At 48.6% G+C, this 14213-nt stretch carries 16 protein-coding genes and 1 riboswitch; of the genes, 13 read left to right on the top strand and 3 right to left on the bottom strand.

All coding sequences use genetic code 11. The features are described from left to right. Positions 1-6 precede the first annotated feature (6 nt). A complete protein-coding gene (locus tag ACE3MQ_RS03790) occupies positions 7-1194 on the top strand; it encodes an MFS transporter (protein ID WP_379390811.1) in 1188 nt (395 codons plus the stop codon). 27 nt (positions 1195-1221) lie between these two features. On the opposite strand, the gene ACE3MQ_RS03795 is transcribed toward ACE3MQ_RS03790, so the two are convergent. Then, entirely contained in the window at positions 1222-2469 is a 1248-nt protein-coding gene (locus ACE3MQ_RS03795; protein WP_379390813.1) for an NAD(P)/FAD-dependent oxidoreductase, read from the bottom strand. 209 nt (positions 2470-2678) lie between these two features. On the opposite strand from ACE3MQ_RS03795, the gene ACE3MQ_RS03800 reads away from it, so the two are divergent. The 10 genes from ACE3MQ_RS03800 to ACE3MQ_RS03845 all read left to right on the top strand — a co-directional run bounded on the left by ACE3MQ_RS03800 (position 2679) and on the right by ACE3MQ_RS03845 (position 9750). After that, a complete protein-coding gene (locus tag ACE3MQ_RS03800; protein ID WP_379390815.1) occupies positions 2679-2912 on the top strand; it encodes a hypothetical protein in 234 nt (77 codons plus the stop codon). Positions 2913-2937: 25 nt separating this feature from the next. Beyond that, complete coding sequence (locus ACE3MQ_RS03805) at positions 2938-3330, top strand: spore coat protein (RefSeq protein ID WP_379390816.1); 393 nt, start codon at positions 2938-2940, stop codon at positions 3328-3330. A 187-nt stretch (positions 3331-3517) separates the two neighbouring features. After that, a complete protein-coding gene (locus tag ACE3MQ_RS03810; protein ID WP_379390818.1) occupies positions 3518-4018 on the top strand; it encodes an Lrp/AsnC family transcriptional regulator in 501 nt (166 codons plus the stop codon). Positions 4019-4031: 13 nt separating this feature from the next. Then, positions 4032-5234, top strand: a complete 1203-nt coding sequence (locus ACE3MQ_RS03815) for an aminotransferase class I/II-fold pyridoxal phosphate-dependent enzyme (RefSeq protein ID WP_379390820.1) — start codon at positions 4032-4034, stop codon at positions 5232-5234. A gap of 126 nt (positions 5235-5360) precedes the next feature. Beyond that, entirely contained in the window at positions 5361-5627 is a 267-nt protein-coding gene (locus tag ACE3MQ_RS03820; RefSeq protein WP_379390822.1) for an aspartyl-phosphate phosphatase Spo0E family protein, read from the top strand. 168 nt (positions 5628-5795) lie between these two features. Then, the gene (locus ACE3MQ_RS03825; RefSeq protein WP_379390824.1) at positions 5796-6365 is read left to right on the top strand and encodes a cob(I)yrinic acid a,c-diamide adenosyltransferase; all 570 of its coding nucleotides are present in this window, start codon (positions 5796-5798) and stop codon (positions 6363-6365) included. Next, the gene (locus ACE3MQ_RS03830) at positions 6362-7330 is read left to right on the top strand and encodes an RluA family pseudouridine synthase (protein ID WP_379390826.1); all 969 of its coding nucleotides are present in this window, start codon (positions 6362-6364) and stop codon (positions 7328-7330) included. Before ACE3MQ_RS03825 ends, ACE3MQ_RS03830 begins: the two co-directional genes overlap by 4 nt. A 32-nt stretch (positions 7331-7362) precedes the next feature. Next, positions 7363-7725, top strand: a complete 363-nt coding sequence (locus tag ACE3MQ_RS03835; RefSeq protein ID WP_379390828.1) for an arsenate reductase family protein — start codon at positions 7363-7365, stop codon at positions 7723-7725. A gap of 11 nt (positions 7726-7736) precedes the next feature. Continuing rightward, positions 7737-8654, top strand: coding sequence for a 5'-3' exonuclease (locus ACE3MQ_RS03840; protein WP_379391848.1), 918 nt, complete (start codon positions 7737-7739; stop codon positions 8652-8654). Beyond that, positions 8647-9750, top strand: a complete 1104-nt coding sequence (locus ACE3MQ_RS03845) for a phosphodiester glycosidase family protein (RefSeq protein ID WP_379390831.1) — start codon at positions 8647-8649, stop codon at positions 9748-9750. The genes ACE3MQ_RS03840 and ACE3MQ_RS03845 overlap by 8 nt, the downstream gene beginning before the upstream one ends. A 224-nt stretch (positions 9751-9974) precedes the next feature. On the opposite strand, the gene ACE3MQ_RS03850 is transcribed toward ACE3MQ_RS03845, so the two are convergent. Next, complete coding sequence (locus ACE3MQ_RS03850; RefSeq protein ID WP_379390833.1) at positions 9975-10277, bottom strand: DUF3055 domain-containing protein; 303 nt, start codon at positions 10275-10277, stop codon at positions 9975-9977. A 253-nt stretch (positions 10278-10530) separates the two neighbouring features. Here ACE3MQ_RS03850 and ACE3MQ_RS03855 point away from each other — a divergent pair, with 253 nt between their 5' ends. Beyond that, entirely contained in the window at positions 10531-11535 is a 1005-nt protein-coding gene (locus ACE3MQ_RS03855; protein WP_379391849.1) for an HRDC domain-containing protein, read from the top strand. Between the two features lie 85 nt (positions 11536-11620). Here ACE3MQ_RS03855 and corA read toward each other — a convergent pair whose 3' ends face one another. Then, the gene (gene corA / locus ACE3MQ_RS03860; protein ID WP_379390835.1) at positions 11621-12556 is read right to left on the bottom strand and encodes a magnesium/cobalt transporter CorA; all 936 of its coding nucleotides are present in this window, start codon (positions 12554-12556) and stop codon (positions 11621-11623) included. 445 nt (positions 12557-13001) lie between these two features. After that, positions 13002-13125: riboswitch (SAM riboswitch) on the top strand. Positions 13126-13260: 135 nt separating this feature from the next. Here corA and metA point away from each other — a divergent pair. Beyond that, the gene (gene metA, locus ACE3MQ_RS03865) at positions 13261-14196 is read left to right on the top strand and encodes a homoserine O-acetyltransferase MetA (protein WP_379390837.1); all 936 of its coding nucleotides are present in this window, start codon (positions 13261-13263) and stop codon (positions 14194-14196) included. Positions 14197-14213 lie beyond the last annotated feature (17 nt).

A 14213-nucleotide genomic window follows, 5' to 3' on the forward strand; every position in this document is an offset into this window, starting at 1 on the left:
GCAGGAATGAAGAGCTCGCTAGACCGACAATGCATTTTGCTGTTAGCCGTCAATAGCTTGTTTGTGCTTGCCGGGGCGCTGTCAGGCACTTTTTTGAATGTATATTTGTGGAAGGCCAGGCAGGACTTTATGATGATCGGCTGGTTCGCTTTCAGTCAACAGATTGCTATCGGCCTCACGTTCTGGATTGCGGGGAAATGGGTGAAGGAACGCGATAAAATGATTATATTGCGGCTGGGGATCATCATCTCCGGGCTATTCTATATGCTGGTGCTGGCCAGTGGTAGCCAAATGGTGCATTATATTTGGCCGTTAGGGATCGTATCAGGCATTGGGGCAGGCATCTTTTGGCTGACGTTTAACGTAGTTTACTTTGAAGTGACCGATAGAACGAACCGTGATCTCTTTAATGGCTGGGTAGGAATCATGGGTTCCATGATCGGAATTTGTGGCCCCTGGCTGTCCGGATGGCTAATTTCAGCTTTGCCGGGCGAGCGGGGCTACAGGCTTATTTTTTCGATATCCTTAATTATATATGGGGTAGGCGTCTTGTTAAGCTTCCGCTTGAAGAAACGCGAGAGGGGAGGAGTATACCGCTGGTTTGAGCCTGTACGGCGCTTGAGAGCTGGCAGCCCCTGGAGGCAGGCGGTTCCTGCTTCAATAGCTTACGGCCTTAGAGAAGGAGTTTTCTTGTTCTTGATAAATTTACTTGTCTATATAAGCACTTCTTCGGAATGGAAGGTCGGACAATATATGCTGGTTACTTCCTTAGTATCGTTATTTAGCTACTGGGCTGCGGGTAAATGGCTCGCGATTCGCCATCGCAACATAGAAATGTTAATTGGGGCGCTTATGATTTCGCTGGCGGTTCTCCCCTTATTATGGAAGGTAAGCTATGCTACTCTGATTATTTTTGGAGTAGGCACGTCACTGTTCATGCCGTTATACATTATCCCGATGATTTCGTCGGTCTTCGATTTAATGGGTCGAGATGCAGGGGATGCTGAGGATAGGGTGGAATTGATCGCTTTGCGGGAGATCAGCATGATGATCGGAAGGTTAGCGGGCATTATTGTGTTTATCTGGTTCTATTCCCGCTCTCCCCATATGACCACGATCTTATGGCTGATGGCCGGACTCGGGGCAGCTCCGCTCGTTAGCTGGCTTGCGATGCGGAAGCTGCTGGCCACTTAACCCTAAATGCTGTTGCCGATTAAGACTTCAAGGCTTACGGCTTGTACGTTTTGCTGGTGGAGATGGTTTCGCGGTTCTTGTCAGCGAGAACCATTCCATGTCCGGCCGGGCCTTGCCTGTCAGTATGTCGGTAATCATTTCGGCGGCGATCATACTGTAAACAGTGCCGTTCCCTCCATATCCCTCTAAAAAATAGCAATGAGGATAGCTTGGATGAGCACCAATGAACGGAAGGCCATCCCGGCTTTGGCCGAAAATGGCACCCCACGAATAGGCTGCCTTCAGCTGCCGTTTCTCCGGAAACATTTCATGCAGCTTCTTCAGCAGAACATCCCCCTGATGCAGGAAACGGGCTTCATCCAGCTTGCCGCCAGGCAGCGATTCATCCAGCCCGCCCATCATGATGCGGTTATCTGGAGTTGTTCTCATATAAAGATATGGACGGGCCGTTTCCCATATGAGACAGCGTTCGAACCAATCATCAAAATGTTCAACGGGTTCACTGACCATAACATAGCTCGCTGTCAGATGAGAGCCTCTTTCCTTACGAAATTGCCAGGACTCATAGCCCGTTGCGAAAATAATACGCTTAGCGTGAATTGCATGCTCCCCGGCTCGGCACAGGACACCGTCCTGCCGAAATTCGAACCCGGTCGCTTCTGTATTCTCAAAGACGGAAACTCCCTTGGAGGCAGCTGCCTCGATCAGACCATGGACAAAAGCGAAGGGATTTCCTTCTGCATCCCCATAGCTATAAATGGCTCCCGGCTTCTCAAAGGGAAAACGCTCTGCAATAAGCGTCCTCTCCCACCATTCGACAGGAAAACGATATTTACGGAGTGTCTCATACTCCTCATGAAGCAGGTTTAAGTCCTTCTCCGAACTGGCGAAATATAGACTGTTCCTCGAAATGAAATGAGCTTCGCTGCGCAAGCTTTGGCTAAGCCTAAGCAGCTTGCCCACCGCCTCCCGGCACATTTTATAAAAACGGATTGCCGGCTCTTCTCCAAACGTATGAATGAGCGATGTTAATGTCTTATCGTTCGAGTATTGCATTAACCCGGTATTCGCCAAGGTACTTCCGGCAGCTATGGCCCGCTTCTCGATCAGCGCGGCATTTATGCCGGATTCAGCGAGAAGATAGGCGCATAACGCCCCGCTAATTCCTCCTCCGATGATGAGGCAATCACATGATATATTTTGCTGGAGCGCCGGGTATTCTGGTAAATGAAGCAAGGTGTCTGGCCAGGCAAAATTGCCGCTATGCAGCTTCATATTTAGCTATTGCTCCTTTGTCCTGTTTTTATAAATGCTGGCAAACAACAGCTGTGGGCCTTGAACTTCCCGTGTAATTAAAAGAATGCACAAAAACGAATGGCATATGTATCAGGCTTCTGCACTTTATCCCTGTTACATATTCATGGAACTCCTGGATATAATATGCCTGAATGTGAATGCAACCAACTTTCAGGAGGTAACCTAACATGAACGCTTCGCAAATGCAGCCGTTAACAACCAAGGAATTAGAGTATATTTCCGATTCGATTTCCAATGAGGAGATGCTGCTTAAATTAACGGCAGCCGCTTCTGCGGTATCCCAGAATGCTGAAATTCAAAATGCGATCATAAGTCAGATGCGCACCCATGAGCAGCATATTAATCAGCTCATACAATCGGTTTCGCAGCATCAGCCGCTCGCTCCGACGCAAGCCCATTAATTCACATCAAATAGGAGGAATTTTCGTGACCCCAACTTCTCAATTTCAGAATGCAAACCTGCTTCCTGAGGAAGATTTACTGAATGTCGTTCTAGCTGACCTAAAAAGAACCGTCCGGGAATATACGACAGCGACAACAGAATCTGCATGCCCATCCGTCCGCCAAATGTTTACCCAATTGACGGACAGCACGCTGCAGCTGCAAGGCCAGCTGTACCAATTAATGAGCAGCCATAACATGTACACAGCCCCTTCGAAGGCTATTCGCACCGAGGTAGACAAGAAGCTGCAGGAGGCTCAGCAAACCCAGCAGAAGGTTCAGCAGTTCACGCAGCAGCGCACGGCGCAGTTTAATGGCAATGTACAGGCTTCCCAGGCTAATGTGCAGCCCAATGTGAGCAGCCACAATTATAGTTAATTAAACCACTTAGGCATCGTTCAACCAGAACTCTAAGAAGAACCGTTCGTTTCAGGGAAGGTCTCCCGCAACGAACGGTTTTTCTTTGCAGGACTCCTAAATTCATGTAATATAAGTATTAAATTTAGATTCCGATGAGCAAGATAGTAAGCATTCCGTTCATCGGATCAGCGCTGGAGGATGAAGCATGAAACCACTTAGCGAATTGAAGCTGAAAGTGCTGGATCTTCTGAAAGAAGATGCCCGGAGAAGCCCTGCTCTTCTGGCAACCTTGCTTGGAGTAACTGCGGATGAGGTATCCGCGGCGATCGCAGAGCTGGAGGAGGACAACGTCATCGTGAAATACGCCACCGTTGTCAACTCAGGCAAATTGGACGATGAGAAAGTGACCGCCTTGATTGAGGTGCAAATTACGCCGGAGCGAGGGCGAGGATTTGAAGCCATTGCTGAGCGCGTCTATTTGTTCCCGCAGGTCAAATCGGTATATCTCATGTCAGGAGCTTACGACTTGCTTGTAGAAGTCGAGGGGCGCACCTTGAAAGAGGTGGCGAGCTTTGTGTCCGACAAGCTGTCGACACTGGAATCCGTGCTCTCGACGAAGACGCATTTTATACTCAAAAAATACAAACAGGATGGCATTATCTTCGAAGATCCCGAAGAAGATCGTCGTCTCATGATTTCTCCGTAAAGGAAGTAATGTTATGAAAGTACAATCGCAAGAACAATCCGACAAATCGATGTTATCTTATTTAGCTCCCCGGGTAAGAGAAATTCAGCCTTCGGGCATAAGGAAGTTCTTTGATCTTGCCAGCGGCAGCAAAGATATCATTACTTTGGGTGTGGGTGAGCCTGACTTCATTACGCCATGGCATGTCCGGGAAGCCTGCGTATACTCATTGGAGAGAGGTTATACGAGCTATACTTCCAATGCAGGTACGCCCGAGCTGCGTGAGGCCATTGCAGAGTATTTGTACAACGGGTTCGACCTGAACTACAGCCCTAAGGATGAAATTTTGGTAACAGTAGGCGGGAGTGAAGCGATTGATTTGGCGCTTCGCGCACTTATTGAGCCGGGGGATGAAATCCTTGTCCCGGCTCCCTGTTACATTTCCTATTCGCCGATATCCTTTATCGGGGGAGGGATTCCCGTTGAAATCGAGACATATGCAAAGGATAATTTCAAACTGCAGGCAGAGCATCTGCAAGCGAAGATAACGCCTAAGTCCAAAGTGCTCATTTTGAATTATCCAAGCAATCCGACGGGTGGAATTATGACCTATGAAGACTGGCTTCCGATCGCTAAATTAGTTGAAAAGCATGATCTGATCGTCATTTCCGACGAAATCTATGCCGAGCTTACTTACGGCGGGAAGCATGTCAGCTTTGCATCCCTTCCGGGGATGAAGGATCGTACGATCCTAGTCAACGGCTTCTCCAAAGCATTTGCCATGACCGGCTGGCGGATGGGCTATGCTTGCGGCCATCCCGAGCTGATCTATGCCATGCTTAAAATCCATCAGTACACCGTCATGTGTGCTCCTGTTATGGGACAGGTAGCCGCTTTAGAGGCACTCAAGAATGGATTGGAAGAGAAGGATCAGATGGTTGAGTCCTATAATCAACGGAGAAGGCTGATCGTTCAAGGGCTTCGGGACATTGGTTTATCCTGTCATGAGCCGCAAGGGGCTTTTTACGCTTTTCCTGGTATAGAAACTACTGGACTTAGCTCGGATGAATTTGCTCAGCGTTTGCTTATGGAGGCTAAAGTGGCTGCCGTGCCCGGCACTGCTTTTGGTGCTGGCGGCGAAGGATACTTGCGCTGCTCCTACGCGACCTCGGTCAATCAAATTAATGAGGCTCTAGACCGCATGGGGCAATTCGTTCATAAATTGAAACAAGGCTAAGTTCCAACGATCCATATAAATGGGGGTATTTAACAAATCTTTCATTTATTAATTGATCATTGTCCAATAATCATGTTATAATTTGATTTTGGAAGAGGTTTGAGTTTCTTCAGGGAGGGATATCTTTTGTTTTGTGGTGAATACAACATGCCGTACGAGATGATAGGCGGTCATATTGCTGAAGGCAATGAAACGAATCAATGGATGGACGAAGAAGGCCGGACGATATCACCACAAGCATTGACATTGGAGGATGAAATTCAACTGCTCCGAACTAGAATGGAAGAGATTTTTCTAGAGGAGAAGTCTTTTACCTCAGACATTGTCATCGAAATCAGCAGCTTGCTTGATTTAAAGATCAATGAATTTATGAAGAGTCAGAAATCGAAATAACTCAGGCTCGTCTGTCAATAGCATTATCCGCAAAGAGGGGATCCGCTTATGGATCACCTCTTTTGCATTCATAATTATGTACGGGAAGGCTAGCGAAGGGGTGTTTTATGGTATATTGGACATACCTGAATTTCTGATCACTGAAAGAGCGAAGACGGAGGGATGAAGTTGAAATTATATACTAGAGGCGGCGATGCGGGACAAACCTCCATCATCGGCGGCAGAGTTGATAAAGACGATGCGCGAATCGAGGCTTACGGGACAATCGATGAGTTGAACAGCTTCGTTGGTCAGGCTGCAAGCTTGATCGACTCCGGGGTTTTTGCTGAGCTTAAAGAGGAGCTGCTGCAAATTCAGCATGAACTGTTCGATTGCGGCTCTGATCTGGCTTATGCCAAATTGAGCGAGGATCGCTATAAAGTCGGAGCCGGGCTGTCTGAGCGTCTGGAAGCATGGATTGACCGTCACGAAAGCGATAATCCGCCGCTTGAGAAATTCATTTTACCCGGAGGGACTGCTTTGGCTGCCGTGCTCCATGTGTGCAGAACCGTATGCCGCCGGGCCGAGCGCAGAGCGGTTACTTTGGGCAGGCAGCATACGGTTAATCCTGACGTCCTGACATATCTGAACCGGCTGTCGGATTATTTCTTCGCCGCGGCCCGTACGGCAAACGCCCGCATGCAGGTCGAGGATACGGAATACGTGCGCAGTGCAAAGGTATTTGGTCGGAAATCATGACGCTATACTATGACCCGATTGTATATATAGTAACGGATGAAGAGGACGGCTGGCAGCTTAAGAAGGTTCTGCAGCGGCGTCTCGGCGTGTCCAGAAAACTAATGTCACGGCTGAAGCTGACCGAGAAGGGGATAACGCTGAACGGGGAAAGAGTGTATATCAGCGTGCCGGTAAAGAGCGGGGATGTAGCCGCAATTTCTCTGGAGAAGGAGACTTCCGGGGACATATTGCCGCAGCCGATCCCTTTTAACTGTATTTATGAGGACGATGCTCTATTAATCGTGAATAAAGCGCCGGGAATCATCGTTCATCCAACCCACGGACACTATACGGATACTTTGGCGAATGGAGTCGTTCATTATTGGCAGGAAAAAGGGGAGATGTTCCGTTTTCGGCCGGTGCATCGCCTGGATCAGGAGACGAGCGGCGTACTGGCCATTGCCAAAAATGCTTATGTGCATCAGCATATTTCCGAGCAGATGATAGCGGGACAGGTGAAGAAGAAATATGTCGCGTTCGTGCATGGAACGCCGGACCCGCTGGAAGGAAGGATTGACGGGCCAATTGATCGTGATCCCGAGGAGCCGCATCGGCGGATCGTCACTCCGTCCGGCTACCCGGCGTTTACTTTTTATTCGACTGCCCGCATTATGGGGCCCGCTTCCAAGGTTGAGCTTCAGCTGGGAACGGGCCGAACGCATCAGATTCGGGTACATATGACCTCGATCGGCCACCCGCTAATCGGGGACAAGATGTACCGGAGAGCGAGCAATGAGTTTGAGCAGAGCAAGGACTTGCAGCGTGCCGATCTAGGCAGAGAATTGGATGATTGGATCGAACGTCAGGCGCTTCATGCCTCCGAGCTGGCCTTTCGCCATCCGTTAACCGGAGAATACATGACCTTTCATGCTCCGTTTCCGCCGGATATGGAGCGATTGGAGCAGGCCTTGATTGCTTTGACATAAACATTATGAATGGATCAGGAGGTTTTGCAGCTATGAGCAAGCTGATTGTTTATCAATATCCCAAATGCAGCACCTGCCGAAATGCGGTGAAATGGCTAGAGGCGCAAGGACATGAATTGGAGCTCCGTCATATTAAGGATTCGCCGCCGGCGGAGAAGGAGCTGTCCGAATGGGTCGATCGAAGCGGACTTGAACTGAAGAAGTTTTTTAATACGGCGGGAGAAGTGTACAGACAGGAAGGGTTAAAGGACAAGCTGCCAGGCTTGTCGCGTGAGGAGCAGATCGCTTTGCTGTCCTCCAACGGAATGCTGATCAAGCGTCCCCTTGTGAGCGATGGCAAGCAGGTCACGGTTGGCTTTAAAGCGGAGGAATATGAACGGGTATGGGGCAAATAGCAGCCATTCCGATGCAGGGAGAGAGTATTTTGACAGTTAAACCGAATGGTAGAGATAGCATTTTGCTTGTAGATGGCATGGCGCTCATGTTTCGAGCCTATTACGCATCGGCAGCTACGGGCTATATTCGCAGAACAAAGGCCGGACTGCCGACGAATGCGGTATACGGTTTTATGAGGTATTTCTGGGATGCGGTGCAGAAATTCAATCCGAGCCATATTGCCTGCTGCTGGGATCTAGGCAGCAAGACGTTTCGGACGGAGCAGTTTGCAGCTTACAAAGGCAACCGCTCGGAAGCTCCGGATGACCTGATCCCGCAGTTTTCGGTCATACAGGAAGTGATGGATAGCCTGGGAATACCGAACATAAGTGCCGTCGGATATGAGGCTGATGATTGTATCGGCACGCTTGCCACGCGTTTTGCTAAACAAATGGAGGTTTATGTTTTGACGGGCGATCACGATATGCTCCAACTGGTGAATGAGACGACAAGCGTGATTATTATGAGAAAAGGCCATGGCAATTATAGCGTTTATACCCCTCAAAGCTTAATGGAGGAGAAGCAGCTGACCCCTGCCCAAATTGTTGATTTAAAAGGATTGATGGGAGATACGAGCGATAATTATCCCGGTGTTCGAGGGATCGGCGAGAAAACGGCATTGAAGCTGGTGCTGGAATACGGATCCGTCGAAGGCATTCTAAATAATCTGGACAAGCTGTCAAAATCGATTCGCGCCAAGATTGAGGCTGACCTCGACATGCTGCATCTTTCAAGGCAGCTAGCGGAAATCCGCTGTGATGTCGAGCTGGTATGCGATCAGGATGCCTGCCTCTTTGAGCTGAATCATGCACAGGTCGCCGCTAAATTCGAAGAGCTGGAAATGGCGAGTATTTGCAACTGGATGGGGGTAGCAGCGACGAATGAATAATCATAATTGGAGAAAATGGGCTTCCACCTGTATGGCTGTTTTCATTATATTAGGCGTATTTGCGGCCAGCTCGGGAAGTGCGGGAGCAGCCCAGCCGCCAAGCATCAAGCATGAAAATAAGAAAGTAAAAATCGGGAATAAGAGCTTTAACGTGCAAACGGTTCGAATTCCTAAAGGTACGCCGGTCACCGTAGGGCTTGCCAAAGGGCAGGTTGGCAGTACGGAGAAGTTTGCCGCGATCGTCAAAAGCTACGGGGCAGAGGCAGCGATCAACGGCGCTTTCTTTGAAGCCTACGGCGGGCCGCCAGATCCCTACGGCACGCTTATCGCGAATAACGAAGTGATGCATAAAGGCGGAAACGGCACAACGATAGGCTTTAAGAAGGATGGGACGGCAATAATGGATGAGCTCCGCATTTCCATTACCGGAACGGTTCTTTCTCCCGAAGGGAAATCCAAGGGATGGTATGCCACGTTCATGAACCGGGTACCTCTTGCGGGAAGCAGCACCAGCATCATGTTTACGCCAGCCCGTGGAAGCAAGGTCGGGTTCTCGGGCGGCATTGCTGTTACTGTAGATGAGGGTAAGGTTGTCAAAAATGAGGTTAATGCGAATGCTGAAATCCCGAAGAACGGGTATGTGCTCGTCTTCACCGGATCGGAGAAGAGCTCGGCAGAGCGCTTTGTGATCGGCAGCGAAGTGAATCTGACGATCAGCTATAAGAATGCTGAGGGTGAACCGCTGCCTGCTTGGGAGGATGTAGTTACAGCCGTTGGCGCTGGCCCTCGCCTCGTTAAGGACAGCAAGGTCGCCCTGAATGCGGCAGCAGAAGGCTTCAACGATGCAAAAATTCTGACGAGTTCGGCAGCGCGCAGCGGCATCGCCATTATGCAGGATGGATCTATTATGCTGGCCACCGTGTCAGGGGCTACGATGAAGCAGTGGGCGGATATCATGAAATCGCTAGGAGCAAAGCAAGCGATGAATTTAGACGGGGGCGCCTCCTCGGCTCTATACGGGGGAGGAAAAATGCTGACCACGGCGGGACGTGATCTCAGTAACACGCTTGTGTTCGGCTCAGGCCTGAAGAACTGATGCTGTATGCTATGGAATTTGCTTGAACGGTAAGCGATGAACAGGTTTAGGGAAATGCAGGGATGAGACAGACGGGAGAAGCAGACATCGAACTGAGCACATAAGTAGACTTAGATACGGATACAGACGCTGCCTACCGCCAATGCATTGGCGGTAGATTCCGTGAATTCGGGGTCAACTGCTTACGGGCAGGTCTGACGATTATAAAGCTCGACGTATTAGTCTTAGTCGGTAAAATAAGTATCGCCTACAACCTGGTATAGGAAGGATTTCAGTTCTTCGGCTTCTTCCTCTTCAAGATTGTAGACATGCTCCAGATAACCTTCTTCTTCCAGGTCATCCGTACCTAGAATCGCTGTCTTGCCGCTTTGCAAATCCGTTACCAGCTTTTTTCCGTAGAAGCGGTTTGTCGTGGTAACAGCCAGATCGAAGCGCTTAAGGGATTCTCCAATAAAAGTCACGAACCTAGTCGAGGTGCTTTCGGTACTGTCGGAGAGGAAATCCAACTCTTTGTGCTGGTCAGTCATTGATTTTGCCTCCTTGTACATTAATGCGTGTATCTATTACTCCTAGACATTATAGCGGATATTGAAGGCTTATGGGGAAAAACCTCTCAGGGATTGACAGTGATCTGAAAAATGGTATCATTGGAAATAACAGTATATGAATGGAGGAAGCACCTCTTCTGTATTTTTGCAGGAGGGGTGCTTTTTTGCGTGCATTTTTGGGTACAGGATCACGATGTCCGTTCAGTACTGAACTTAAAGGAGGGGAAGAATGGTGCGGATCATATTCTTGAACAGCTTGGAGAAGCGGGAGGCGGGTGCTGTCGTCGGCAGCGCACAGGTCTGGATGGGAGAGGAAGACAGTACGTGGCGTATGGGATGGAATGAAATTACGGCTGAAGGGGAGCAGGAGTACATATGGTATGAGGGTTCATCCTGGTCGGAGATGCTTCATGTCTATCGTCATCACCTGGTCATTAAGCTGGGGGAAGGCTACCAGCCTACGATTGAGGGAATTTGGGAAGAGAAAGAACAGATTCGCGGCAAGGCGATGACTGCACAGAAACTGATCTGCTATAGTGAACAGCACGAGAATGAACCGTTATATGCCGAGTTGTGCAATTGGAGAAGGAAGAAGGCTTCTGCCGAGCGTAAGGCGCCGTATTTGATCGCAAGCAATCGCCTGCTCAGGCTGATTAGCGTGTTTTTGCCGCATACCTTGGAAGAACTGCTTCAGCTTCCCGGAGTAGGACAGAATAAAGCAGCGGAATTCGGAGATGAGCTGCTTGCCATGACACGGAATCATGTACGAACGACCTCGTTTCCATTAGATTGGGTAGATGAAGCGATAGATCCGGAAAAGCTGCGTTCTTGGCTTTACAAGCAGAAGGAAGTGAAGCTTCGGGTCGAAATGGAGAAATACGGGGTGCGCCGCAAGCTGCTTGAAGGGATTGCCGAGGGGTTTAATCTTGAACAAATTCGAGAACGTGTCGCTATGGGACGAAGGGAAATCATTGAAATGCTCGAAGAGCTGGAGAAGGATGGGTACAGCATAGAGCAGCTGGTGAAGAATGAATTGCAAGAAATGCCTGATCAGGAGCAGGCAGCGGTCATGCAGGCGTATGAAGAACTCGGGGATGCATTTTTGAAGCCGGTGCTTCAACGGGTATATGGTCAGGAGGCGGCAGAGGCCGAGGAGCAGGAATTGCTCTATGAGCGTCTTCGTCTCATTCGAATTCGTTTCCGCAGGGAGGGAAGCAGCGTACGAGACGTAGGCTAGCATATCTAAGAGATGCCATCTTTATAAAAATAAAAGGACGAAAGCAATCTCCAACAATCCGGAGCTCTTTCGTCCTTGTTATGTGTCAAATCCAATCCCGTTTACGGAACAGGTAGTACATCCCGGCACCGAGAACGACCATGATCCCAATCACCACGTAATAAGAATATTTCCAGTGCAATTCAGGCATGTTGTCAAAGTTCATTCCGTAAATACCGGTAATCAGGGTCAGCGGAATGAAAATGGTCGTAATAGCAGTAAACACGCGCATAATCTCGTTCGCCCGGTTGGCAATGGAGGACTGGTAGGCTTCCCGCAGGTTGCCCATCAGCTCTCGGAACGTCTCAAAGTTCTCGGAGATTTTTACGGCGTTCTCGTAAATGTCGCTGAAATATTTTTGGAGCTGATCATCGATCAGGCGCAAGTCCTTTTTATTTAAAATATTTATAACTTCCTTTTGCGGCCCCAGCATTTTCTTAAGCCACAAAATTTCGCTTCGCAAACCGATAATCTCACTTAAATGAGAACGCTTCGTATGCATCAGAATGTCCTCTTCAAGCTTCTCGATCTTCACTTCGATTCGATCACTGACGGTAAAGTAATTGTCAACGACCAAGTCGATGAGCAAGTACAGGAAACGGTCAGGCTCGCTTACTTCCTGCTCCCACAAAATCGGTTTAACCGCGCGGAGCTCGTTAATTTTCTGCTTTGTCACCGTAATGATGTAATGGCGGCCGAGAAAAATGTTCAGGGCCCGCAGAAAAATTTCTTCGTCATCGAAGCGAATGCTGTTTACGACAATGAAGTAATGATTGTCATATGTTTCGATCTTTGGACGCTGCTCTTCTTCCGTTAAGCAATCTTCTACAGCCAGATCATGCAGGGAGAACAGCGGTTGTAAAATGGTGAGATCCTCACCGTCCGCATCAATCCAATAAAATCCTTCCTCCGGTGCTGTGGTTGTCTGTTCCACATCATCGACCGTGGTAAATACGCCGTCTTTGACATGACGAATTTTCAAGGGTGTCACTCTCCTTTTTCCCAATCCTATCGGATAAGTATGCTCTGTAGAGCATAGGAAAAAAGGATCAGCAGCCGGTAACGCCTAAACAGGCGTTTTATGAAAACACCGGGAAACGAGAACGAAAGAGCCCCAAACCATCCGTGAGCGCTCTGCTGATCGATTTCCTATGCCGTTGTTGTTGTGGGGCAGTTCTCTGCGGACTCGGGTCGCCTTCCATAATCGTTTTCACCTCTTTGCCTTATTAGGTCTTTAACACTTGTCTAGTATAACCCTGACCTATGACATGATCAAGCTATAATCGTATAGGCGGGGCTATTTTTCAGCTTATGGCGAAAACGTTTGGAAGGTGATTATCCAAGCCGGGTTCTTGACGGAAGCCTATTTATACATTAAAGTGTTCTCAAGGAACCGAAGCGTTCCGTGAATAATTAAATATGGCGAAATCTTATCAAGAGCAGGTGGAGGGACTGGCCCGATGATACCCGGCAACCGGCGATTTAATCGTACGGTGCTAATTCTTGCAGAACCGTTAAACGGCAGCGTTTGCGGTCTCTGAGAGATGAGAGAGGCGCATTCATGATATCAATGAAGACCTTTCTCTAAGTGAGAAAGGTTTTTCTTTTGAATGGAATGCGTCCGCTTTCTACTATAGGATGACTGCGCAAACACCAATTTTTTTCAAAGAAGGAGTTGAAGAATCTATGCCAATTAAAGTTCCTGATCATTTACCGGCAAAAGAAATACTGGAGAACGAAAACATTTTCGTGATGGATGAGTCCCGTGCTTATCGCCAAGACATACGTCCACTGCGGATCGCCATCCTGAATTTGATGCCTACGAAGGAGACGACCGAATCGCAAATTTTGCGTCTGCTCGGAAATACCCCGCTGCAGGTAGATATCGTCCTGCTTCACCCCCGTTCCCATAAGTCCAAGAATACGTCGGCAGAGCATCTTGAAATGTTCTACAAGACCTTTGACGAAATCAAGTCGCTCCGTTTTGACGGACTAATCATTACGGGAGCTCCAGTCGAGCATTTGGAGTTCGAGGAAGTGAACTACTGGGAAGAGTTGAAAGGGATCTTTGAATGGAGCAAGACGCATGTCACTTCAACTATGCACATTTGCTGGGCTTCCCAGGCCGGACTATATTATCATTATGGGGTCAAAAAAATTCCTCTGGCGGAAAAATGCTTTGGCGTGTTCCCGCATACGGTGAACATTCCCAATGTCAAGCTGCTGCGGGGCTTCGATGAAGTGTTCCAGGTGCCTCATTCCCGGCATACAGATGTTGAACGCAGCGACATCGAGAAGGTGCCCGAGCTCGACATTTTGGCCGAATCCGAAGAAGCAGGCATTTATCTCGTCGCTACGAAAGACGGCAAGCAAATATTTGTTGCGGGACATTCAGAATATGATCCTTGTTCCCTAAAATGGGAATATGATCGCGATGCGGCGAAAGGATTGGATGTTGCCATTCCTGTTAATTACTACCCTAATGACGATCCATCTCGCACACCGAAGTCTACTTGGAGATCTCATGCTAACTTATTATTCTCCAACTGGTTGAACTACTATGTGTATCAAGAGACGCCTTATGATATAGATCAGCAGGGCGGACTTATTTATCATATTTAGGTTGTGGAGGGATTGTT

The organism is Paenibacillus lentus (assembly GCF_042714055.1).
GTDB classification, from domain to species: domain Bacteria; phylum Bacillota; class Bacilli; order Paenibacillales; family Paenibacillaceae; genus Fontibacillus; species Fontibacillus lentus_A.